Origin of the sequence: Allokutzneria albata (genome assembly GCF_900103775.1) — a bacterium.
In the GTDB taxonomy this organism is placed as follows: Bacteria; Actinomycetota; Actinomycetes; order Mycobacteriales; family Pseudonocardiaceae; genus Allokutzneria; species Allokutzneria albata.
On record NZ_LT629701.1, the window covers coordinates 7424725 to 7450708 of the forward strand.

At 70.1% G+C, this 25984-nt stretch carries 1 protein-coding gene and 3 pseudogenes; all 4 read left to right on the top strand.

Going from position 1 to position 25984, the window contains the following annotated elements; all coding sequences use genetic code 11:
* Positions 1–77: 77 nt before the first annotated feature.
* Positions 78–4766 (top strand): annotated as a pseudogene (locus tag BLT28_RS34030) (type I polyketide synthase); the annotation flags it as partial.
* Positions 4767–5060: 294 nt separating this feature from the next.
* Positions 5061–9941: pseudogene (locus tag BLT28_RS34035) on the top strand (type I polyketide synthase); the annotation flags it as partial.
* A 13-nt stretch (positions 9942–9954) separates the two neighbouring features.
* Complete coding sequence (locus BLT28_RS34040) at positions 9955–19893, top strand: type I polyketide synthase (protein ID WP_030426550.1); 9939 nt, start codon at positions 9955–9957, stop codon at positions 19891–19893.
* An 18-nt stretch (positions 19894–19911) separates the two neighbouring features.
* A pseudogene (locus tag BLT28_RS34045) lies at positions 19912–25968 on the top strand (type I polyketide synthase); the annotation flags it as partial.
* Between the last annotated feature and the right edge of the window lie 16 nt (positions 25969–25984).

The following is a 25984-nucleotide window of genomic DNA, read 5'->3' on the forward strand; positions in this document are numbered from 1 at the left end:
TTCTCGCATACCTCAAAAAGGTCGCCGGTGATCTCGCCACGGCCCGCGAGCAGCTGAAAGCCAAAGAGACAGCGGAGAACGAGCCGATCGCGATCGTCTCGATGGGCTGCCGGTTCGCCGGCGGTGTCCGCTCGCCGGAGGACCTGTGGGACCTCGTCGTCGAAGGCCGTGACGCGGTCGGCGGCTTCCCGACCGACCGCGGCTGGGACCCCGCGCTGCTGGACGCCGGGGACAGCGATGTGAAGGGTTCGACCACCCAGCAGGGTGCGTTCATCTACGACGCGGGCGACTTCGACCCGGCGTTCTTCGGCATCAGCCCGAGGGAAGCGCTGGCGATGGACCCGCAGCAGCGCCTCGTCCTGGAGGTCGCGTGGGAGGCCATCGAGCGCGCCCGCATCGACCCGCTCTCCTTGCGCGGCACCAAGGCGGGCATGTTCGTCGGCGCGACCTCGTTCAACTACGGCGGTGACTACCTCGGCGCGCCGGAGGAGCTGGGCGGCCACCTGATCACGGGCAATGTGACCAGCGTGCTCTCCGGCCGGGTCAACTACACGCTCGGCCTCGAAGGCCCGTCGATGACCTTCGACACCGCCTGCTCGTCCTCGCTCGTGGCGATGCACCTTGCCGCACAGGCACTCCGGCGCGGTGAGTGCTCACTGGCCCTGGCGGGTGGCGCGGCGATCATGTCCACGGCGGGCGTGTTCGTGGAGTTCAGCCGCCAGCGGGGACTTGCCGCGGACGGGCGCTGCAAGTCCTTCGCGGAGGCGGCCGACGGCACCGGGTGGGGTGAAGGCGTCGGCCTGGTCCTGCTCGAAAAGCTCTCCGACGCGCGCCGTAACGGGCACCCGGTCCTCGCGGTACTGCGCGGCTCGGCGTGGAACCAGGACGGCGCTTCCAACGGCCTCACCGCTCCCAACGGTCGCGCGCAGCAGCGGGTGATCAAGCAGGCGCTGGCCAATGCGGGCCTGAAGTCCGAGGACATCGACGTCGTGGAGGCGCACGGCACCGGCACGACCCTCGGCGACCCGATCGAGGCCAACGCGCTCATCAACACCTACGGCAAGGAGCGCCCGGCTGACCGTCCACTGTGGCTCGGTTCGCTGAAGTCCAACATCGCGCACACGCAGGCCGCAGCGGGTTCCGGCTCGGTCATCAAGATGGTCATGGCGTTGCAACACGGGCTCCTGCCGAAGACGCTGCACGTGGACGCCCCGTCATCGGAGATCAACTGGTCGGCGGGCGCGGTGTCGCTGCTGACTGAGGCTGTTCCATGGCGCGCGGGTGATCGCGTCCGTCGAGCCGGTGTCTCCGCGTTCGGTGTCAGCGGCACCAACGCGCACCTGATCCTCGAAGAGGCTCCCCCGGTCGAGGAGGCTCCCCGGGTGATCGAGTCGCCGCCGGTCATGCCGTGGGTGCTCTCCGGCCGAGGTGCTGACGCCCTGAAGGCACAGGCCTCCCGGCTTGCGTCCTTTGTGGACAGCCAGGAGCCGGTCGACCTCGCGTACTCGCTGGCCACCACGCGGTCGGCCTTCGAGAACCGCGCCGTCGTGCTCGCGGGCTCCAACTCGGAGTTCACGGCCGCTCTGGACCTGACCGGCGAGAACGTCATCGTGGGTGAGGCGATCGGCGACCCGCGCCCGGTCTTCGTCTTCCCCGGCCAGGGTTCGCAGTGGGCGGGCATGGCCGTCGAGCTGATCGACTCGTCGCCGGTCTTCGCCAAGCGCATCAAGGAGTGCGACGAGGCGCTCTCGGAGTTCGTGGACTTCTCGGTCGTGGACGTGTTGCGGGGCAAGCCCGGCACACCCTCCACCGAGCGCGTCGACGTCATCCAGCCGCTGCTGTGGGCGGTCATGGTGTCGCTCGCCGAGCTGTGGCGCTCCTTCGGTGTCGAGCCCGCCGCGGTGATCGGCCACTCACAGGGCGAGATCGCCGCCGCGGCCGTCTCGGGCGCACTGTCGCTTTCCGATGCGGCAAGGGTGTGTGCGCTGCGGAGCCGGTCGATCGTCGCGCTTTCCGACCGTGGCGGCATGCTGTCGCTCACGATGCCGTTGGCCGACGCTTCGAAGCTCATCGAGAAGTGGGGCGCGAAGGTCTCCGTCGCCGCGGTGAACGGGCCCTCGTCGGTGGTCGTCTCCGGCGAACCGCAAGCGCTGGTCGAGGTGCAGCAGGCCGCCGAGGCCCAGGAGGTCCGTGCCCGCATGATCGACGTGAACTACGCGTCGCACTCCGCTCAGGTGGAGGAGCTTCGCGCGGAACTGCTCGAAGTGCTCGCGCCGATCAAGCCGCGTTCGTCGGAGATCTCGTTCATCTCCACGGTGACCGGGGAGCCGATCGACACGGCGAAGCTGGACGCGGAGTACTGGGTCACCAACCTCCGTCAGACCGTTCAGCTGGAGGCCGCGACCCGCGCTGCGCTTGAGCGTCGGCACCGCCTGTTCATCGAGGCCAGCCCGCACCCCGTACTGGGCATCGCGTTGCAGTCCACTGCTGAGTCCGCCGATGCCCAGGCTGTCGTGGTGGGTTCCCTGCGGCGCAACGAAGGTGGGGTCGAGCGGTTCCTCCGGTCGGCCGCCGAGGCGTACGTCAACGGCGCCCCGGTGACGTGGGAAGCCGCCTTCGCCGAGCTGCCCGCGCGCAAGATCGCCCTGCCGACCTACGCCTTCCAGCGGCAGCAGTACTGGTACACGCCGCCCACCCCGTCCACGGCCAGCCCGGCGGAGACGCGGTTCTGGGACGCGGTGGACTCCGAGGACCTGACCTCGGTCGCCGCCACCTTGGGGCTTGGCTCCGATGCTCCGCTCAGCGAGGTCGTTTCGAGCCTCTCCAGCTGGCGTCGTCGCAGCATCGAAGTGTCCGCTGTGGACGACTGGTGCTACGAGATCGGTTGGCGCTCGGTCACCCTCTCCGAGAAGGCGCTCAGCGGGAACTGGCTCGTCGTCACGCCCGCCAGCGGTGCGGAGTCGGTGAAGGACGTGCTCAGCCTCATGTCCGCGGCCGGTGCGGAGATCACCCGCATCGACGTGGACGCTACTGATGTCGCCGAGCGCGCCGACCTCGCGGGACGCATCGGCGGCGTCTGCGGTGATGATGCTCGACCCTGCAAGCAGGTCTTCGACGGCGTGCTGTCCTTGTTGGCACTGGACGACTCCGCGCGGACTGCCGGACTGGTCGGCACGTTGACGCTGACGCAGGCGCTGGGCGATGCGGGCATCGACGCTCCACTGTGGTGCGTCACGCAGAGCGCGATCGCGTTGAACGCCGCAGAGCCCCTTGCCAACCCTGACCAAGCCATGGTGTGGGGCCTCGCCGGGTCCTACGGGGCGGAGCGCCCGCAGCGCTGGGGTGGCTTGGTGGACCTGCCGGAGCAGGCCGATGAGCGGTCGCTGAGCCAGCTCGTCGCAGCGCTCGGCAGCTCCGAGCCGGGGGAGCAGTACGCGGTTCGGCAGTCCGGTGTCTTCGTCCGCCGCTTGGCGCCCGCAGTGGCCCGTCGCGCTCGTCGCGACTGGAAGCCGAGCGGAACCGTTGTCATCACCGGCGGTCTCGGCGCTCTGGGGAGCCACCTGGCGCGCTGGGTGACCGCGAATGGCGCCGAGCACGTGCTGCTCCTGGGGCGCCGTGGCTTGGAAACGCCTGGTGCGCCCGAGTTGTGCGATGAACTCGGCGCGACGGTTGTGGCATGCGACGTCGCCGACCGCGAGCAGTTGGCGGCGGCGTTGGCCCAGGCTCCGACGCCGATCAAGGCGGTGTTCCACGCGGCCGGAGTGCTGGACGACTCGCCGCTGGACTCGCTCACCACCGAGCAGCTGGAGAAGGTGATCCGCAGCAAGGCAGAGGCGGCGCGGAACCTGCACGAGCTGACTTCCGACCTCGACGCGTTCGTCATGTTCTCCGCCGTCGCGGGCACGATCGGTGTTGCGGGGCAAGGGAACTACGCGGCGGCCAACGCCTATCTGGACGCTCTCGCGCAGCACCGGCGTTCGCAGGGACTCCCCGCGACGACCGTGGCGTGGAGCGCTTGGGCGGACTCGGGGATGGTCGACGCGGCCACCGCCGAAGTGCTCAAGAGCCGGGGCATCCCCGCCATGTCCCGCGAGCTGGCCACGACTGCGTTGCAGCGCGCGTTGGACGTCGACGAGACCTTCCTCGTCGTCGCCGACATCACGTGGGAGAAGTTCCTCGACAGCGGCGCGGTCACGGCGACCCCGCTGCTCGCCGAGGTGATCCCGGCCTCTTCGGAGGAGCCGGAGGACACCGGCGAACTCCGCGCCAAGTTGTCCACTGTGGACAAGGTGGCCGGACTGCGGCTGCTCCAGGACGTCGTGATCGCCCAGGCCGGATCGGTGCTCGGCTACGACGGCGCAACGCTGCCCGCCCAGCGCTCGTTCAAGGAGCTGGGCGTGGACTCGCTGACCGCGGTGCAGCTGCGCAACCGGCTCTCCGAGGCCACCGGGCTGCGCCTGCCGGTGACCCTGGCCTTCGACCACCCCAACGCCGCCGCGCTCGCCGAACACCTCTACGAGGAGCTGGCCCCGAGCGTGTCCGGTGTCGCCGACCTGGTGCGCGAGGAGCTGGACAAGTTGGAGGCGACCCTGACCTCCGTGCCCGCCGACGACGCCGCGGCCAGGGAGGCCATCACCGCCCGCCTCCGCGCCCTGATGTGGAAGTGGGAAGGCGCCGACACCGCTTCGACCGATACCGACAACCTCGACGCGGCGACCGACGACGAGGTGTTCGACCTACTGGATAAAGAACTCGGATTCGCCTGACGCAGATCGGTTTACACCGTTTCGTACTCATGGCGGCCGCAGAGCCTGCCATGAGTACGAAACGGTTTATCAGCGCAGGTGAGAGCCGTCCGTTTCGTCAGACGTGACCAATGCCGCATTGGTCACGCGAAAGCGGTGGACCCCCAGGCACCCCTGAGTGCACCCCTCACTTGGCCCGTGTCTATAGCGGTGCTCGGGGGTGAACGGGTCGGATATGGGGGCGGTCGAGAGGCCGGACGGAAGGAGCTGCGGGCTGTGGACAACAACGAGGCGAAGCTCCGCGACTACCTCAAGCGGGCCACCACGGACCTGCGCGCGGTGAAGCGCCGGTTGCGCGAGGTCGAGGACCAGGCCAGCGAGCCCATCGCCATCGTGGGCATGGCGTGCCGGTTCCCCGGCGGTGTGCGCGGTCCCGAGGACCTGTGGACCGCCGTCGCCGAGGGGCGCGACCTGATGGGCCCGTTCCCGAGCGACCGCGGCTGGGACCTCGACGCCCTCTACGACCCGACGGGCGAGCGCCGCAACAGCAGCTACGTCAACGAAGGCGCGTTCCTGGACGACGTCGCGCTCTTCGACGCCGGGTTCTTCGGCATCTCCCCTCGGGAAGCGCTCGCGATGGACCCTCAGCAGCGGCTGCTGCTGGAGACCGCCTGGGAGGGCTTCGAGCGCGCGGGCATCGACCCGGCCGATCTGCGCGGCAGCCAGACCGGCGTCTACCTCGGCGCCACCGACCACGACTACGGCCGCGGCATGACCGAGCTGCCGGAAGAGCTCGAAGGCAACGTGATGATCGGCCGCTCCGGCGCGATCTCCTCGGGCCGCATCGCCTACTTCCTCGGCCTGCACGGGCCCGCCGTCACGATCGACACGATGTGCTCCTCCTCGCTGGTCGCGCTGCACCTGGCCTGTGAGGGGCTGCGGCGCGGCGACTGCTCGATGGCCGTTACGGGCGGCACCACCGTCCTGTCAACCCCAGAGGGGTACACCGAGTTCAGCCGCCAGGGCGCGCTGGCCAAGGACGGGCGCTGCAAGGCGTTCTCCGCCGCCGCCGACGGGACGGGCTGGGCCGAGGGCGTCGGCGTGCTGATCATCGAGCGCCTGTCGGACGCGCGCCGCAACGGGCACAACGTCCTCGCCGTCGTGCGGGGCTCGGCGATCAACCAGGACGGTGCGTCCAACGGCCTGACCGCTCCCAACGGCACCGCGCAGCGCAAGGTCATCCAGCAGGCGCTGGCCAACGCGCGGGTGTCGGCCGACGAGGTCGACGCGGTCGAGGCGCACGGCACCGGCACCACGCTCGGCGACCCGATCGAGGCGCACGCGCTGCTCGCCACCTACGGCCAGAAGCGCGAAACCCCGCTGTGGCTGGGCTCCTTGAAGTCCAACCTCGGCCACGCCGCCGCCGCTGCCGGGGTCGCCGGCGTGATCAAGATGGTGCTGGCGTTGCAGAACGGCCTGCTGCCGAAGACCTTGCACGTCGACGAGCCCTCGCCGAAGATCGACTGGTCGGCGGGTGCCGTTTCCCTGCTGACCGAGGCTCGCGAGTGGACCCGCAACGGCCACCCGCGCCGCGCCGGGGTCTCCGCGTTCGGCGCCAGTGGCACCAACGCGCACGTCATCCTGGAAGAGGCTCCGGCCTACGACGCTGCTTCCGCACGCGCGGGCCGGCCGGGTGAGGGTGTCCCGCAAGGCACTGTGGAGACGCCGGAGTTCGAAGAAGAGCCGCAGGTCCAGGAAGCCACGAAGGTCAGCACCGGCGCGCTGCCGTGGGTGGTCTCCGCGCGCACCGCCGACGCCCTCCGTGCGCAGGCCCGCCGCCTGCGTTCCACTGTGGACGGATCGGTCCAGGACATCGGGTACTCGCTCGCGAAGACGCGTTCCACCTTCGAGCACCGCGCGGTCGTCATCGGCCCGGACCGCGAGGACATGCTCGCCGGGCTCGACGCGGTGGCGCTCGGCGAGGAGCGGGACGGCGTCGTCCGCGGAGTCGCGGGCGACCTCGGCAAGTCCGTCTTCGTCTTCCCAGGCCAGGGCGCGCAGTGGGCGGGGATGGCGGTGGAACTGCTGGAGACGTCGCCGGTGTTCGCCGCGCGGATCCAGGAGTGCCACGACGCGCTCGCGCCGTTCACCGACTGGTCGCTGCTCGACGTCCTGCGGGGCGATGACACGAGCTGGCTGGAGCGGGTGGACATGGTCCAGCCCGCGCTGTGGGCGGTCATGGTCTCCCTGGCTTCGCTGTGGCGGGCCTCCGGCGTCGAGCCGTCCGCTGTGATCGGCCACTCGCAGGGCGAGATCGCCGCCGCGGTCGTCGCCGGTGCATTGTCCATTGAGGACGGTGCACGGGTGGTCGCGCTGCGCAGCAAGGCCATCCGCGCGATCGCCGGGGTCGGCGGCATGATGTCCGTCCAGCTGCCCCGCGAGCAGGCTCTGCCGTACGTGACCGAGGGCCTGTCCCTCGCGGCTGTGAACGGCTCCGGCTCCGTGGTGATCTCCGGCGACAACGCTGCCCTGGACGCGCTTCAGGCCAAGCTCGAAGGCGAAGAGGTGCGAGTCCGGCGGGTGCCGGTGGACTACGCCTCGCACTCCGCCCACGTCGAGAAGATCCACGCCGAACTGCTCGACGTGCTCGGCCCGATCACGCCGAAGGCCAGCGAGATCCCGTTCTACTCCACGGTTCTCGCCGAGCAGATCGACACCGCTGCCCCCGACAGCGCGGTCGACGCCGAGTACTGGTACCGCAACCTCCGGCAGACCGTCGAGCTGGAGAAGACCACCAAGCTCCTCATCGAGCACGGCCACGACATCTTCATCGAGGTCAGCCCGCACTCGGTGCTGCTGCCCGCGCTGGGGGAGACCCTGGACGCGCTCGGCCGTGACGGCGCGACCGTCGGTTCCTTGCGCCGGGACCAGGGCGGCCTGGACCGCTTCCTCGCCTCGGTCGCCGAGCTGCACGTCCGCGGCGGAAGCGTCGCGTGGACCTCGGTCTTCGCCGGGCTGGACGCCGCGGTGGTCGACCTCCCGACTTACGCGTTCCAGCGCCGCCGTTACTGGCTCGAAGCCCCGGAGAAGCAGGTCGAGCAGGCCGTCTCCGTGGACTCCGGGCTGGACAACGACTTCTGGCAGGCCGTCGAGCAGGGCGACGTGGCGGCACTCGCCAGCACGGTCGGTCTGGACACCGACAAGCCGCTGAGCGCGCTGCTGCCGGATCTCGCCGAGTGGCGGACGAAGCGCCGTGAGCAGTCCATTGTGGACTCCTGGCGCTACCGCGTGGACTGGGCGCCCATCGACGAGCCCGCCCCGGCGAAGCTGGACGGCACCTGGCTCGTGCTCGTCCCGGTCGACGCCGGGTACGACGCGCTGCGTGCCAGGGTTCGCGCCGCGGTTGAGCAGCACGGCGGCAAGCCTGTCGTGTTGGAGCTGGCCGAAGGCGACACCGACCGCGAGCTGCTGGCCAAGCGGCTGCGCGACGCGAGCGGGCCGTTCCGTGGTGTCCTCTCGTTGCTGGCGCTCGACCAGCGGTGGCACGTGGAGCACCGTGGCCTGCCGAACGGGCTCGCCGCGACGCTCGCACTGATCCAGGCGCTGGGCGACGCGGAGATCGACGCTCCACTGTGGCTGATCACGAGCGGCATCGACCAGGTTCCCGCGCAGGCCGCGGCTTGGGGCCTCGGTCGCGTTGCCGCGCTGGAGTTCTCGCAGCGTTGGGGCGGCATGGTCGACGTGCCGCAGAACCTCGACGAGGCCGCGGTCAACCGTCTCGGGGGAGTCCTTGCGGGACATGGCGATGAGGACCAGGTCAGCATTCGACCCAGCGGCATCTTCGCGCGCCGGCTCGTCCGCGTCGCGAGTGCGAACGTTCAGGCGACGTGGAAGCCGCAGAGCTGCGTGCTGCTGACCGGCGGCACCGGTGGTGTCGGCGCGCAGATCGCCCGCTGGCTGGCCAAGCACCGCGCTCGCCGTCTCGTTCTGACCAGCAGGCGTGGCATCGACGCACCGGGTGCCCGCGAGCTCGTCGCGGAGCTGGCGGAGTACGGCACCGAAGCCATCGTCGTGGCGTGCGACGTCGGCGACGAGCAGTCGCTGATCAAGCTGAAGCGCCGCATGGAGGCCGACGGCTGGCCGATCACCTCGGTCATGCACATCGCCGGAGCGGGTGTCCTCAATGGACTGTCCGCGACGGACCTCGACGAGTTCGCCGACACCGCCTACGCGAAGATCGCCGGCGCGGCCGTGCTCGACGCGGTGTTCGACACCGACGAGGTCGCCGAGTTCATCCTGTTCTCCTCGATCTCCGCGGTGTGGGGCTCCGGCGACCACGGCGCCTACGCGGCGGCCAACGCCTACCTCGACGGCCTCGCGGAGTCCCGGCGCGCCCGCGGCCGTCCCGCGCTGTCCCTGGTGTGGGGCATCTGGGACCCCGAGGAGGGCGGCGGCATGGCGGCCAACCTCGTCGAGCAGGCGCTGCGCGACCGGGGCATCCCGTTCATGAACCCGCGCCTGGCGATCGACGGTTTCCACCGCGTGCTCAGCGACCAGAACCGTGCGGTCGAGGTCGTCGCCGAGGTGGACTGGTCGAAGTTCGTCCCGGTGTTCACCGCTGGGCGGCCGAGTCCTTTGCTGGAGACCATTCCCGAGGTTCGCGCGGCTCTCCAGAAGGAGCAGGCCGCCGCGGCGAAGGTCAGCACCGGTGAGGCTTCGCTGAAGGAACGGCTGGCCACGATGAGCCCGGCCGAGCGCTCGCTGACCATCGCCTCCGTTGTGCGCACGCAGGTCGCGGCCTCGCTGAAGTACCCGGGGCCGGAGTCGGTGGAGACCACGCGGGCCTTCCGCGAGCTGGGCTTCGACTCGCTCACCGCGGTGGACCTGCGCAACCGGCTCGGTGAGGCAACGGGTCTGCGGTTCCCGGTGACGATCGTCTTCGACCACCCCAACGTCGTCGAGCTGGCCAAGCACGTGGAGAAGCAGCTCGTCCCCGAAACCTCGGCCGCGCCGGTGGAGCGCAACGAGACGCTGGCGCTGCTGTCGAGCATCTCGCTGGACAGGCTGCGCGAGGCCGGATTGCTGGACACGTTGCTGCGCTTGGCCAACGGTGAGGACGAAGAGCCCGAGAGCAGCGACATCGACGACATGGACGTCAGCGCCCTCGTCGCCATGGCCCTCGAAACCGACAACTAGTTCGGAGCTGAAGATGTCGGACTCGAACCAGCAGGTCGTCAACGCACTGCGCGCGTCTCTGAAAGAGACCGAGCGGCTGCGCAAGGCCAACCAGCAGCTCACCGCCGCCTCCCGCGAGCCGATCGCGATCGTGGCGATGAGCTGCCGGTACCCGGGCGGGGTGGCCTCGCCGGAGGACCTGTGGGACGTCGTCGCCGAGGGCCGCGACGTGGTCGGCTCCTTCCCGGCCAACCGCGGCTGGGACCTGGACGCCATGTACGACCCGGACCCGGACGTGCAGGGCACCTGCTACACCACGCAGGGCGGGTTCATCTACGAGGCCGACCAGTTCGACCCGGCGTTCTTCGGGATCTCCCCGCGCGAGGCCGCGACCATGGACCCGCAGCAGCGGTTGCTGCTGGAGACCTCGTGGGAGGTCTTCGAGCGCGCGGGCCTGACTCCCCAGGCGCTCAAGGGAACCCCGACCGGGGTGTTCGTCGGCGCCGCGTACCAGGGGTACGGCGAGAGCTGGCGGGACGCGCCGGACGGCCTCCAAGGGCACCTCGTCACCGGCATGTCGACGAGCATCATCTCCGGCCGGATCGCCTACACGCTGGGGCTTGTGGGCCCGGCGGTCACCATCGACACCGCCTGCTCGTCCTCGCTGGTCGCCATCCACATGGCGATCCAGGCGCTGCGCCAGGGGGACTGCTCGCTCGCCGTCGCGGGCGGCGCGGCGATCATCTCCGCGCCGATCTCGCTCGTCGGCTTCGCCCGCCAGCGCGGTCTCGCCGAGGACGGGCGCGGCAAGGCCTTCGGCGCGGGCGCGGACGGCATGGGCCTCGGCGAGGGCGCCGCGGTCATCCTGCTGGAGCGGCTGTCCGACGCGGAGCGCAACGGGCACAAAGTGCTCGCGGTCATCAAGGGCAGCGCGCTCAACCAGGACGGCGCCTCCAACGGCATCGCCGCGCCGAGCGGTCCCGCGCAGCGCAAGGTGATCAACGCGGCGCTGGCCAACGCACAGCTGAAGCACGAGCAGATCGACATGGTCGAGACGCACGGCACCGGCACCAAGCTGGGCGATCCGATCGAGGCGCACGCGCTGCTGGAGACCTACGGCCAGGCACGGGCCGACGATCGCCCACTGTGGATCGGATCGGTGAAGACCAACATCGCGCACGCGCAGGCCGCCTCCGGTGTCGCCGGTGTCATCAAGACCGTGATGGCCTTGCAGCACGGAGTTCTGCCGAAGTCGCTGCACGCCGAGGAGCTGTCCCCGTTCATCGACTGGGAGACCGGCAACGTCGAGGTCCTGCGCGAGCGGCGTGCCTGGCCTACGACCGGTGAACCCCGTCGCGCCGCCGTCTCCTCCTTCGGTCTCAGCGGCACCAACGCGCACGTGATCCTGGAGCAGGCACCCCCGGCCCCCGAGGAGTCGGACGAGCGCAACGAGCCCGAGCACACGCCGTGGCTGCTCTCCGCTCGCAGCGAAGCGGCCCTCCGCGGGCAGGCCCAGCGCCTCCGCGACCACATGGAGAACAACCCGGGGATCAAGCCCTTGGACGTCGCCTTCTCGCTGGCGACCACTCGTGCCCGCTTCGAGAACCGCGCGGTAGTGCTGGGCAAGACCCGCGCCGATCTTCTGTCCTCTTTGGACGCATTGGCCAAGGGCGAGCCCGCGGGGTCCGTGGTGCGCGGCGCGGTCACCGACATCAACCGCACGGTCTTCGTCTTCCCCGGCCAGGGTTCGCAGTGGGCCGGCATGGCCAGCTCCCTGCTGCGCACCTCGCCGGTGTTCGCCGCGCGGATGCGTGAGTGCCACGACGCGCTCGCCCCGTTCGCCGACTGGCGCCTGCTGGACGTCCTCGCCAAGGAAGAGGACACCTGGTGGATGGATCGCGTCGATGTGGTCCAGCCGGTGCTGTGGGCGGTCATGATCTCCCTGGCCGCCCTGTGGCAGTCGCACGGCGTTCAGCCTTCGGCCGTGGTCGGTCACTCGCAGGGGGAGATCGCCGCGGCTGTCGTCGCCGGTGCTCTGTCCATTGAGGATGGCGCAAGGGTGGTGGCGCTGCGCAGCAAGACGATCAGCGCGATCGCGGGTCGTGGCGGCATGATGTCCGTCGCCCTGTCCCGCACGGATGTGCAGCCTTGGCTGGATCGGCCGGGGATTTCGCTCGCGGCCGTCAACGGCGCGAACTCCGTTGTGGTGTCGGGTGACACCGCCGCGCTGGACGAGCTCCAGGCCGCCCTGGAGGCTGCCGACATCCGCGTCCGCCGGGTGAACGTGGACTACGCCTCGCACTCCGCGCACGTCGAAGAGATCCGCGAGCAGATCCTCGAAGTCCTCGCGCCGGTGTCCCCGCGCACGCCGGAGATCCCGGTGTACTCCACGGTGACCCGCGAGGTGATCGCCGGGCCGGAGATGGGGGCGGAGTACTGGTACCGCAGCCTCCGGCAGACCGTGGAGCTGGAGGACATCACGCGCCTGCTCATCGAGCACGGGCACGAGGCTTTCGTCGAAACCAGCGCGCACCCCGTGCTGTTGCCGGCTATCCAGGAGACCTTGTTCACCACAGACAAGGGTTCTTCCTCGGTTGTCGTGGGTTCGCTGAGAAGGGATGAGGGCGGCTTCGACCGGTTCCTCACCTCGCTGAGCGAGCTGTACGTGCGTGGCGGTGCGGTGGACTTCGAGCCGATCTTCGCGGAGTCGAAGGCCCGCAAGGTCGAGCTGCCCACCTACGCCTTCCAGCGGCAGAGCTACTGGATGGAGTCCTCCGCCACCGTTTCCGCCATCACGGCGGCGGCCCCGGACGACGAGTTCTGGTCCGCCGTGGAGACAGAGGACCTGCACGCTTTGGCCTCGACCTTGGGCATCGAAGCCCAGGACTCCCTGGGCGCACTGCTGCCGGTGCTGGCGAAGTGGCGGAAGGCGAAGCAGGAGTCGTCCACCGTGGACTCACTGCGCTACAAGGTCACGTGGGAGCCGGTGCCCGATGCCGCGCCCACGCCAACTGGCACCTGGCTGGCGGTCGTTCCGGCGGGGCATCGAAGCGACGTCCTTGACGCCACGGTGATAACTCTCGAACTCGACACGGCCGACGTCGATCGCGCGCGGTTGACCTCCCGCATCGCGGAGCTGGCCGAGCTGTCCGAATTGGACGGCGTGATCTCCTTGCTGGCGCTGGACGAACGCCAGCACTCCGCTGCCGGGCAGACCGTGGGCATGGCGCTCACCGTTGCCCTGACGCAGGCCCTTGGTGACGCGGGTGTGGATGCGCCGCTGTGGCTGGCGACTCGGGGAGCTGTCTCGGTCTCCCGAGCCGACCGCGTCGCCAGCCCTGTCCAAGCCGCGATCTGGGGCCTCGGCCGCATCGCCGCGCTGGAGTACCCGCACCGCTGGGGCGGGGTTGTCGACCTTCCGGAGAACCTGGACGCACGAGCCCTTCGCCGCGTCACCGCGCTCGTCACCACTGGCGGGGAACCGGAGTGCGCGGTCCGTTCGTCCGGCACGTTCGCCCGTCGCCTGGTCCGCCACGCGGGTACTGGCGGCGAGAAGTGGAGCGCGCGCGGAACCGTCCTCGTTACGGGCGGCACGGGCGGTCTGGCCAAGCACGTGGGCCGGTGGCTCGCGGGCAACGGGGCCGGGCACCTGGTGCTGACCAGCCGACGCGGCGCCGACGCGCCCGGAGCCGCTGAACTCGCCGATGAGCTGCGCGAACTCGGCGTCGAGGTCACGATCGCGGCGTGCGATGTCTCCGACCGCGCGGCGCTGAAGGAACTCATCGACGGCCTGAGTGACCTGCGCGCCGTGGTGCACACCGCCGGTGTGCTGGACGACGGGCTGATCGACACGCTCACCCCGGAGCGCACGGACATCGTGTTCGCGCCCAAGGTCGCCGCGGCGCAGAACCTGCACGAACTGACCCGCGAACTGGAGCTGGACGCGTTCGTGCTGTTCTCCTCCTTCGCCGGTACCGCGGGTGGCTCTGGGCAGGGCAGCTACGCCGCCGCGAACGCCTTCCTCGACGCGCTTGCCCATCAGCGGCGGGCGGACGGCCTCCCCGCGACCTCCGTCGCCTGGGGTGCATGGGCCGGCGGTGGGCTGGTCGACGCGGCGACTGCGGAGCGGTTGCGGCGCGGGGGGATTCCCGCCATGCAGCCGGAGATCGCTGTCGCGGCGATGCAGCGCACTCTGGACGAAGAGGGCACGTGCGTCGCCGTCGTGGACATCGACTGGCCGACGCTCGCGCAGAACTCCCCGGCGGTGAAGACCAACCCGGTCTTCGGTGACCTGGCCGAGGTCAAGGCGCTCAAGGCAACCCCGCAGATCTCCGAGGCACCGAGCGCCGACGGCTGGAGCGGACTGTCCGAAGAGGACCGGCGCAAGGCGCTGATCGACGTGGTCGCCGGGCAGGTGGCCGCGGTGCTCGGCTACTCGGGCGGCGACCAGATCGAGCCCGCCAAGGCGTTCCGCGACCTCGGGTTCGACTCGCTCACCGCGGTGGACCTGCGCAACCGGATCGCCGAAGCCACCGGACTGCGGCTGCCGGTCACGCTGGTCTTCGACTACCCGACCGTGACGGTTCTCGCCGAGCACCTGGCTTCGCAGCTCGCAGGCACCAGCACCGAGACCGCTGTCCCTGTGGTGTCCGCGAAGAACACCGATGAGCCCATCGCCATCGTCGCGCTCAGCTGCCGGTACCCGGGTGGTGCGAGCACTCCCGAGAAGTTCTGGGAGCTGTTGGCCGAAGGCCGCGACGCCGTGGGCGAGTTCCCCACCGACCGCGGCTGGGACCTCGAAGGCCGCTACGACCCGGACGCCGACAAGCCCGGCACGTTCTACGCCACGGGTGGTGGGTTCCTCCACGACGCGGCCGAGTTCGACCCGGCGTTCTTCGGGATCAGCCCCCGCGAGGCCCTAGCGATCGACCCGCAGCAGCGGCTGCTGCTCGAAACGGCCTGGGAGAGCTTCGAGCGCGCGGGCATCGACCCGATGTCGGTCAAGGGCACCCGGGGCGGCGTGTTCATCGGCGCCAGCTACAACGACTACGGCTCGCGCTTCGACACCGCTCCGCCGGAGTTCGAGGGCTACCTCGCCCTCGGCAGCTCCAGCAGCGTCGCGTCCGGGCGACTGTCCTACACCTTCGGGCTCGAAGGCCCGGCGGTCACCGTGGACACCGCGTGCTCGTCCTCGCTGGTCGCGCTGCACCTCGCGGCGAAGGCGCTGCGCAACAACGAGTGCGACTCCGCGCTGGCCGGTGGCGTGGTCGTGATGTCCACAATGGACAGCTTCATCGAGTTCTCCCGTCAGCGCGCGATGTCCCCGGACGGCCGCTGCAAGGCGTTCTCCGACAAGGCCGACGGCGCCGGGTGGTCCGAGGGCGTCGGCATGCTCCTGCTGATGCGGCTCTCCGACGCTCAGCGCGACGGTCACCCCGTTCTCGCCGTCATCAAGGGCACCGCGATCAACCAGGACGGCGCCTCCAACGGCCTGACCGCCCCGAACGGCCCCGCCCAGCAGCGGGTCATCCGGGCGGCCCTCGCCGACGCGGGCATGACGCCGCAGGAGGTCGACGCGGTCGAGGCGCACGGCACCGGCACCTCGCTCGGCGACCCGATCGAGGCCCAGGCGCTGTTCGCCACCTATGGGCAGAACCGCGAGAAGCCGTTGTGGCTCGGTGCGCTGAAGTCCAACATCGGCCACACCCAGGCGGCCTCCGGTATCGCCGGTGTCATCAAGATGGTGCTGTCGCTCCAGAACGGCCTGCTGCCGCGCACCCTGCACGCGGAGACGCCTTCGCCGCACATCGACTGGTCCGCGGGTGAGGTCGCTCTGCTGACCGAGGCCGTGGAGTGGGAGCGCAACGGTCGCCCGCGCGCCGCCGGTGTCTCGGCCTTCGGTGTCAGTGGCACCAACGCGCACGTGATCCTTCAGGAAGCTCCTGCGGTGGTCGAGGAGGATCGGGTCGCTCCCGAGCTTCCCGCGACGCCGTGGGTTCTCTCCGCCCGGAGCAGCGCCGGTCTTCGTGGCCAGGCTGAACAGCTTCTGGCGCACGTCGACACCAGCGCTCCGTTGGTCGACACCGCATACTCCTTGGCGACCAGCAGGTCCACTATGGACTACCGCGCGGTCGTCGTCGGCCAGGACCTCGCTGCGCTGCGCGCCGGCCTGGCCGCCCTCGCGGAGGGCAGCGAAGCACGCGGAGTCGTCAGTGGGATCGCGGGGAACAGCCGCGTCGCGGTGATGTTCACCGGCCAGGGATCGCAGCGCGCGGGCATGGGGCGCGAGCTGTACGACGCCTTCCCGGTCTACGCATCGGCGTTCGACGCGGTGTGCGCGCACCTCGAAGCCCGTCTCGACCGCCCGATCCGCGATGTGATCTTCAGTGGAGAGGATCTGGACCAGACCGGCTACACGCAGCCCGCGCTGTTCGCCGTGGAGGTTGCGCTGTACCGGCTCGCGGAGAGCTTCGGCGTCCGACCGGACTACCTGGTCGGCCACTCCATCGGCGAGCTGGCCGCCGCCCACGTGGCCGGAGTGCTCTCGCTCGCCGACGCCGCGAAGCTCGTCGCCGCGCGGGGCCGCCTGATGCAGGCGCTGCCCACTGGTGGCGCGATGGTGTCGCTACAGGCTTCAGAGGCGGACGTGCTGCCGTTGCTGAGCGACGACGTCAGCATCGCAGCGCTGAACGGTCCACTGTCGACGGTCATCGCCGGAGCCGAGGAGGCGGTGCTCAAGGCGGCCGAGGCGAGCGGCGTGAAGACCAAGCGCCTCACGGTCTCGCACGCCTTCCACTCGCCGCTGATGGAGCCGATGCTCGCGGAGTTCCGCAAGATCGCCGAGTCGATCAGCTATGAGAAGCCGCGTCTGCCGATCGTGTCCAACCTGACCGGGGATCTGGTCGAGGAGATCGACGCCGACTACTGGGTCCGCCACGTTCGCGAGGCGGTCCGGTTCCGCGACGGCATCCGCTGGCTGGAGGACAACGGCGTCGGCACCTTCATCGAGCTGGGCCCCGGTGGAGTCCTCGCGTCGATGGCGCAGGACTGCCTTGAGCGCGAGGCGGTTCTCGCTCCGTCGCTGCGCAAGGACCGCCCGGAGGCGGAGTCGTTTCTGACCGCGCTCGCCGAGCTGTACGTGCGCGGGGCCGCGATCGACTGGACTCCGCTCTTCGAAGGCGCTCGGCGCGTCGACCTGCCGACCTACGCCTTCCAGCGGCAGCGCTACTGGCTGGACGCATCGCAGCAGACCGCCGACGTGGCCGGCGTCGGTCTCAACACCACCGAGCACCCGCTGCTCCGCGCGGTCACCGAGCTGGCCGACAGTGAGGGCTACCTGTTCACCGGGACCATCTCCGCGAAGACCCACCCCTGGTTGCTGGACCACGCGGTGGCAGGGTCGGTTCTCTTCCCCGGCACGGGTTTCCTGGAACTGGCCCTGCACGTGGCGGCCGAGGTCGGGACGCCGGTCGTCGACGAGCTGACCCTCGAAGCCCCGCTCGTGCTGCCGGAGAAGGGTTCTGTGACCCTCCAGCTCTCGGTGAGCGGCCCGGACGAGAACGGCAACCGTTCGCTCACCGTGCACTCGCAGTCCGGCGACACCTGGCTGCGCCACGGCACCGGAACCCTGACCAGCGAGTCGGAACCGGCTGAGCGCATGCCCGGCGCCTGGCCTCCCGCAGGTGCGGAGAAGCTGGACACGGACGGCCTCTACGACCGCATGCTGGAGGGCGGCTTCGGGTACGGGCCGACTTTCCAGGGCCTCAAGTCGGCGTGGCGCGACGGCTCCGACATCGTCGGCGAGGTCGCGTTGCCGGAGGAGCAGCGGTCGGCCGCGGCGAGGTTCGGCCTGCACCCCGCTCTGCTGGACGCGGCGCTGCACACCCTGGCGTTCGGTGGGCTCGAAGGGCTTGAGGGCGGTCTGATGCCGTTCTCGTGGACCGGAGTGTCGTTGCACGCGGTCGGCGCTCGTGAACTGCGTGTTCGGGTTACGCCCAATGGCAGAGAGTCCGTGCGCGTCGAGGTCACCGACCAGACCGGCCAGCCGGTCGCCTCGGTCGAGTCCCTGGTGTTGCGTCCGGTCTCCAAGGACAGCATCAAGGCGGCCTCGGCCGGTGACGGCTCGGCGCTGTACACCGTCGACTGGGCCGATCTGTCCACTTCGGACGATGTGACCACGGGGGAGTGGGTCCTCCTCGGCGATGAGACCCACCCGGCGGTCCAGGCGCTCCGGACCAGTGGCGTCAAGATCACCGCGATCCCCAGCATCTCCGCGCTCACCACGATCCCCGAGGTCGTGCTCGTCCCGCGACGCGCGACGGCCACGGGTGAGCTGCCGGGGCGGGTGCGCACCGAGGTGCACGCAGCGCTGGCGCTGGCACAGGAATGGCTGCGCGAGGACCGGCTCGCCGGTTCGAAGCTGGTGTTTCTCACCGAGGACGCCGACGACCTGGCGCAGGCAGCCGTGTGGGGCCTGATTCGCTCCGCCAGCAACGAGAACCCGGACCGTTTCGCGCTCGTCGACACGGACGGCACGGACGCGTCGCACGCCGCGCTTCCCCTCGCACTGGCCGCCGACGAGCCCCAGCTGCGCCTGCGGGACGGAAAGGTCTTCGCGGCGCGGGTCGCGCGGGCCACGGAGGTCCCGGCCACCAAGGAGATCGACCCCAACGGGACCGTTCTCGTCACGGGTGCGACGGGCATGCTGGGCCAGCTGGTCGCGCGGAACCTCGTGACGGTGCAGCAGGTCAAGCACCTCATCCTGGTCGGCCGCCGCGGCCTCAGCGCTCCGGGCGCGGTGGAGCTCCGGGACGAGCTGACCGACCTCGGCGCCGAAGTCTCCGTCGTGGCCTGCGATGTCTCCGATCCCGAAGCCGTGGCGGTGGTGCTGAAGGAAGTTCCGGACGAGCACCCGCTGACCGCAGTCGTCCACACCGCCGGTGTGCTGGACGACGGCGTGTTCGACGCGTTGACGCCGGAGCGGATCGACACCGTGTTCCGCGCGAAGGTCGACGCGGCGGTGAACCTCTACGAGCTGGTCAAGGACATCGACCTGGCTGCCTTCGTGCTGTTCTCGTCGATCGCCGGTGTGGTCGGTGGAGCTGGTCAGGCGAACTACGCCGCGGCCAACGGATTCCTCGACGCGTACGCGAAGAGCCTGCGGGCCAAGGGTTTCCCGGCTCAGTCGCACGCGTGGGGCCTGTGGGCCGAGCGCAGCGGCATGACGGGCAAGCTCGACTCCGCCGACATGCAGCGGGCCGCGCGCTCCGGTATCGCGCCGATGACCACGGAGGAAGCGCTCGGGCTGTTCGACGCGGCGCTGCGCTCCGCGCACGGCGCGGTGATCCCGGCCCGGCTCGACCCGACCGCGCTCAAGGCCGAAGCGGCCAACGGGACCATCCAGCCCGTGTTCCGCGGCCTGGTGCGGACTCCGGCGAAGCGGGCGACCGCGTCCACGGCCGCGACGTCGGCCGGACTCGCCGAGCGGCTGTCCGGTTTGGACAGTGACGAGAAGGCCCAGGTGCTGCTCGACCTGGTGCAGTCCACGGCCGCGGCCGTGCTCGGATACTCCGACGCGGGCGGCATCGACGCCGAGCGCGGCCTGCTGGAGCTGGGCTTCGACTCGCTGACCGCGGTCGAGCTGCGCAACCGGTTGAGCAAGGCCACCTCGCTGCGCCTGCCGGTGACGCTGCTCTTCGACTACCCGACCTCCACCGCGATCGCGGGCTATCTGGGGAGCCAGATCAAGACTGCCGAGGTCGATCCAGCGCTGCAGAGCCTTGCTGAGCTGGACAAGGTCGCGCGCGGGCTCGGCCGGATCGCCTCGGACGACAAGGCCAAGGCGAAGGTCGCGGCCCGGTTGCAGGAACTCCTCGGGGTGCTCGGCGTGGAGACCGACGCGGTGTCCGCCCGGCTGTCCGAGGCCAGCGACGACGACATCTTTGACTTCATCGACAACGAGCTGGGTCTGTGAGGCGGTAGCGCGGTGAGTGAGGACAAGCTTCGGGATTACTTGAAGCGGGTGACGGCTGATCTGCACCGCACTCGGCAACGGCTCCAGTCCTTCGAGGAGCCGATCGCGATCGTGGGCATGGCGTGCCGCTACCCCGGTGGGGTCAGCACGCCGGAACAGCTCTGGGAGCTGGTCGCCTCGGGGACGGACGCGATCAGCGACTTCCCCGACGACCGCGGCTGGGACCTGGAAGCCCTGTACAACCCCGATCCCGACGTTCCAGGGACCTCCTACGCCCGCGAGGGCGGCTTCGTCGACGACGTCGACCACTTCGACGCGGCGTTCTTCGGGATCTCCCCGCGCGAGGCCGTCGCGATGGACCCGCAGCAGCGCCTGCTGCTGGAGACCGCGTGGGAAGCCCTGGAGCGCACGGGAATCGACCCGAACTCGCTCAAGGGCAGCCGCACCGGTGTCTTCGCGGGCGTGATGTACCAGGACTACAGCCGTCGCCTGACCACCGTGCCCGACGACGTCGAGGGCTACCTCGGCGCGGGCAACTCCGGCAGCATCGCGTCCGGACGCATCGCCTACATCCTCGGCCTCGAAGGCCCCGCGGTCACGGTGGACACGGCGTGTTCGTCCTCTTTGGTCGCTCTGCACCTGGCCGCGCGGTCTTTGCGGCACAACGAGTGCGACCTCGCACTGGTCGGCGGCTCGATGGTCATGTCGACGCCGGTCGCGTTCGTGGACTTCGCCCGGCAGCGCGGGCTCGCACCGGACGGCCGTTGCAAGGCGTACGCCGACTCGGCCGACGGCACGGGCTGGGGCGAGGGCGTCGGCATGATCGCAGTGGAGCGCCTGTCCGACGCGCAGCGCAACGGCCACACGGTCCTGGCGATCGTCAAGGGTTCCGCGATGAACCAGGACGGCGCCTCCAGCGGCCTGACCGCGCCCAACGGCCCGTCGCAGGAGCGCGTCATCCGCGCGGCCCTGGCCAACGCGCGCTTGCAGGCCGACGAGGTCGACCTGGTGGAAGGGCACGGCACTGGGACTTCGCTCGGCGACCCGATCGAGGCCCAGGCGCTGCTGAACACCTACGGCCAGGAGCACACGGCGGACAAGCCGCTGTACCTGGGCTCCCTGAAGTCCAACGTCGGCCATACGCAGGCGGCCGCGGGCGTCGGCGGCGTGATCAAGATGGTCATGGCGCTGCGCAACGGCCTGATGCCGAAGACCCTGCACGCCGACACCGCTTCGTCCAAAGTGGACTGGTCGGTCGGCGCGGTTTCGCTGCTCACCGAGGCGCGGGACTGGCCGCGCGGCGAGAGCCCTCGTCGCGGTGCGATCTCGTCCTTCGGTTTCTCGGGCACCAATGCGCACGTGATCCTTGAGGAAGCTCCGCCGGTCGAGCCCGTGCCGGTCGAGGTCACCGCATCCGTGCCGGTCGTGCCCCTCGTGGTTTCCGGCAAGACGCCCGAGGCACTGGAAGCGCAGATCGCCCGACTCGAATCGGTCGAGGCGCCCGCTGTGGACATCGCGCATTCGCTGGTGACGACGCGGTCAGCCTTCGAATACCGCGCGGTCCTCCTCGGTTCGAACCGCGTCACCGGTCGTGCGGTCGGCGGTAAGACCGCGTTCCAGTTCACCGGCCAGGGCGCTCAGCGCGTTGGCATGGGACAGCAGCTCTACAAGGCTTTCCCCGCCTACGCCAAGGCGTTCGACGAGGTCGCGGCGACGCTGGACAAGCACCTCGCCCGGCCCATCGCCGACGTGATCGCCGATGGCGAAGGGCTGGACCGGACCGAGTACACGCAACCCGCTCTGTTCGCGGTCGAGGTCGCGCTGTTCCGCCTGGTCACCAGCTGGGGCATGAAGCCGGACTTCCTCATCGGCCACTCGATCGGCGAGCTGGCCGCCGCGCACGTCGCCGGTGCACTGTCCCTCGAGGACGCCGCGACGCTCGTCACGGCTCGCGCCAGGCTGATGCAGTCGGCCCCCGAGGGCGGGGCGATGGTGTCCGTCCGCGCGGCCGAGGACATCGTCAAGCCGCATCTCACCGAACGCGTCAGCATCGCCGCGGTCAACGGTGCCAAGGCCACGGTCATCGCCGGTGACTCCGCAGAAGTCCTGAAGATCGCAGCGGCCCTAGAAGCCGAAGGCATCAAGACCAAGCAGCTCAAGGTCAGCCACGCCTTCCACTCGCCGCACATGGATGGCGTCCTTGAGGAGTTCCGCAAGGTTGCCGCGTCGGTGAGCTACTCGGCGCCGAGGATCCCGGTCATCTCCAACCTCGATGGTCAGCGCGTGAGCGCCTACACCGCCGACTACTGGGTGGACCACATCCGCCAGGCCGTTCGTTTCCAGGACGGCATCCGCACACTGGAAAGCCTTGGCGTGACCCGGTTCCTGGAACTCGGACCAGACGCTGTGCTCACCGCCGCCGGAGCTGACTGCCTCGCCGACCCGGATCGCGTGACCCTGGTCTCCGCGCAGCGCCGCGAGCGCGACGAGGTCGACACCCTGCTCGCCGCAGTTGCCGGGATCTACGTCTCCGGCGGCCAGGTCAAGTGGACGGAGTACCTGGCGGGAACCGGCGGTTCGCGCGTCGACCTGCCGACCTACGCTTTTCAGCGCGAGAAGTACTGGCTCGATGCCGTCGCCGAAGCCGGTGACGTGGAGAGCGCGGGTCAGCGCGGCGCGGAACACCCGCTGCTCGGCGCAGTCGTCGACCTCCCCGACACCGATGGCGTCGTGTTCACCGGACGGCTCTCCGCACAGACGCACCCCTGGCTCGTGGATCACGCGGTCGGCGGCACGATCCTGTTCCCCGGCACGGGCTTCCTGGAGCTGGCCATCCGTGCCGGTGACGAGGTGGGCTGTGATCGCGTCGAGGACCTGACGTTGCAGGCCCCGCTCACGCTGTCGGCCAAGGGCGCGGTGTCGTTCCAGGTCAGCGTTGGTGCTCCGGACGAGTCCGGCGCGCGCGAGCTGAACATCTACTCCCACAACGGTGAAGACTGGGTGTGCCACGCCACCGGTCTGCTAGCGGTCGGCGCCACCGAGCCCGCTCCGACCCTCACCACGTGGCCGCCCGCCGATGCCGAAGAGCTTGAGGTCGAGGACCTGTACGAGCGCTTCGCCAGCAACGGTTTCGCCTACGGCCCGGCGTTCCAGGGTGTGCGCGCCGCCTGGGCCAAGGGCGACGAGGTCTACGCCGAGGTCGCCCTCCCCGCCAAGCAGCGTGAGGACGCCGCGTCCTTCGGCCTGCACCCCGCGCTGCTCGACGCGGCCCTGCACCCGATCGCCCTGGGTGCGTCGCTGCTCGATCCCGGCGAGGACCCGACTCGTGGGCGGCTGCCGTTCTCGTGGACCGGCGTGGCCCTCCACGCGTCCGGCGCGGAGGAAGTTCGTGTGCGCCTTGCCCGGGCCGGCGGCGACTCCGTCACGCTGACGATCGCGGACGCGGAGGGCAACCCCGTCGCCGACGTGGAAGCCCTGGTGCTGCGGCAGATGGCAGCCACCACGCCCGAGACCGCGGCTCCGGCGAACCTCCACGAGTCGCTGTTCCGGTTGGACTGGAACGCCATTCCCGCTTCCGGAACTCCGCTCCGCCGCGCCGGTCTCGTCGGGCTGGACGAGCTGAAGATCACCGAAGCTCTGGACAGCGCGGGCGTGCACGTCGAGTCCTACGCGGATCTCGAATCCCTCGCCGGTGCTCTGTCGACGGGGACCTCTCCGCCCGCGGTCGTTCTTGTCCCTTGTGGACAGATCTCCGGCAGCGTGCCCACGGCAGCGCGGACGACGACCGCGGCCGCATTGGAGCTGGTGCAGCAGTGGTTCGCCGACGACCGTTACGGCGATTCGAGGCTGGTCTTCGTCACGCAGGGCGCCGTGCAGGCGACCGAGTCCGACGAGATCACGGACCTGGCGAACTCCGCGCTGTGGGGCCTGCTCCGCTCGGCGCAGAGCGAGATGCCGGACCGTGTCGGCCTGGTCGACATCGACGACGACCCCACCAGCTACACCGCGCTCGCCACCATCCTCACCAGCACCGAGCCGCAGCTCGCCGTGCGGGCCGCGGTGCCGCACACGCCGCGCCTGGCTCGTGTCGCGGTGCCGGAGAACCTGGACGCGGTGGAGTTCCCCGAGGACGGAACGGTGCTGATCACCGGCGCCACCGGCTCGCTCGGCAAGGCGCTCGGGAAGCACCTCGTCACCGAGCACGGAGTCAAGCACCTGGTGCTGACCAGCCGCAGGGGCCTCGCCGCCGAGGGAGCCGAGCAGTTCCGCGACTCCCTTGCCGGACAAGGTGTTTCCGTCGATGTGGTCGCATGCGACGCCGCCGACCGGGAAGCCCTCTCCGCGCTGATCAACGGGTTGGACCGGCCCTTGTCGGCGATCGTGCACACCGCCGGCGTTCTCGACGACGGCACGATGGCGTCGTTGACCCCGGAACGCATCGACACCGTGCTGAGGCCGAAGGTCGACGCCGTGGTCAACCTGCACGAGCTGACCAAGGACATGGACCTCGCCGCGTTCGTGCTGTTCTCCTCCGCAGCCGGTGTGCTCGGTGGTGCGGGCCAGGGCAATTACGCCGCGGCGAACACCTTCCTCGACACGTTCGCGCAGAGTCTGCGCAAGCAGGGCCGCCCCGTGATCTCGCTGGCGTGGGGCGTGTGGGCGAGCGAAGGCAGCATGGCGGACACGGGGCGCGGCAACCGCTCCGGCATCGCGCCGCTGTCCACCGCGCAGGGGCTCTCGCTGTTCGACACGGCGCTCCGCTTGGGCGAGGGCATGGTCATCCCCATGCGCCTGGACATGAACTCGTTGCGCGCCAACGCCGCTTCGGGCTCCGCGCCCACGTTGCTGCGCGGCCTGGTGAAGGTTCCGACGCGGCGCGCCGCGAAGGCTCGCGCTGCTTCCGGTGGTGGGCTGGCCCAGAAGTTGGCTTCCATGCCGGAGGAGCAGCGGCTCAGCGCGGTCCTCGATCTGGTTCGCGAGCACGTCGCCACGGTGCTCGGCCACGCCGACGCTTCGGCGATCAGCGCCGATCACGCGTTCGTCGACTCCGGCTTCGACTCGCTGACCGCCGTGGAACTGCGCAACCGGCTCGCCACCGCCACCGGCTTGCGGTTGCCCGCCACCCTGGTGTTCGACCACGCCGATCCGGCCGCGCTGGCCGCGCATCTCCTGGGAGAGCTGGGCAACGCGGCCCCGACGGAGACCACTGCCTCCGCACCGTCCACACAGGACAGTGGTGGCACCACGCTGATGTCGCTCTACCTGGAGGCTTTCCAGACTGGCAAGTGGGCTGAGATCTTCGAACTGCTCCGCGCCGCCGCCGCGCTGCGCCCGATGTTCACCGGCTCCGACGACCTGGACAAGCTCCGGCAGATGCCGAAGCCGGTGCTGCTCTCGCGCGGTGAGGCGGAGAAGAAGATCTACTGCTTCTCCTCCTGCCTCGCTGTCGCCGGTATCCACCAGTACGCGCGCTTCGCCGCGAGTTTCCGGGGCCGGCGCAACGTATCCGCGCTCGCCGTGCCCGGCTTCAACCGCGGCGAGAGCCTGCCGACCGACATCGCCGCGGTGATCCAGGCACAGGCCGAGGCGGTCCGCCGCGACGCCGACGGCGCCCCGATCGTGCTGCTCGGCTCGTCCGCGGGAGGGTGGTTCGCGCACGCCGCGGCGGGTTACCTGGAAAGCGTGGGGGAGCGGCCGGCGGGTGTCGTGCTCGTGGACACCTACACGCCGAAGAGCAACCTCATCAACCAGTTCGGTCTGTCCCTGATGGACGGGATGGTCGAGCGCGAGGGCGTGTTCGTCACCATGGACGACGCCCGGCTGTCGGCGATGGGCTGGTACCTCACACTCTTCGGGAAGTGGGGGCCCGACGAGATCGACACGCGTACCCTCCTGGTGCGCGCGACCGAGCCGCTGTCGCAGGGCTCGATGCGCGCGCTCGGCGAGGACTGGCGCTCCTTCTGGGAGTACCCGCACGACGTGATCGACGTGCCGGGCAACCACTTCTCCATGCTGGAGGAGTACTCCAGCCAGACCGCGACCGCGATCGACGAGTGGATCAACGGCCTTGACTAGCCTTGGAAGGGACGAC

Excerpts from the sequence above, each read along its gene's own strand:
- BLT28_RS34040 (WP_030426550.1), top strand. The coding sequence starts at position 9,955 with ATGTCGGACTCGAACCAGCAGGTCGTCAACGCACTGCGCGCGTCTCTG.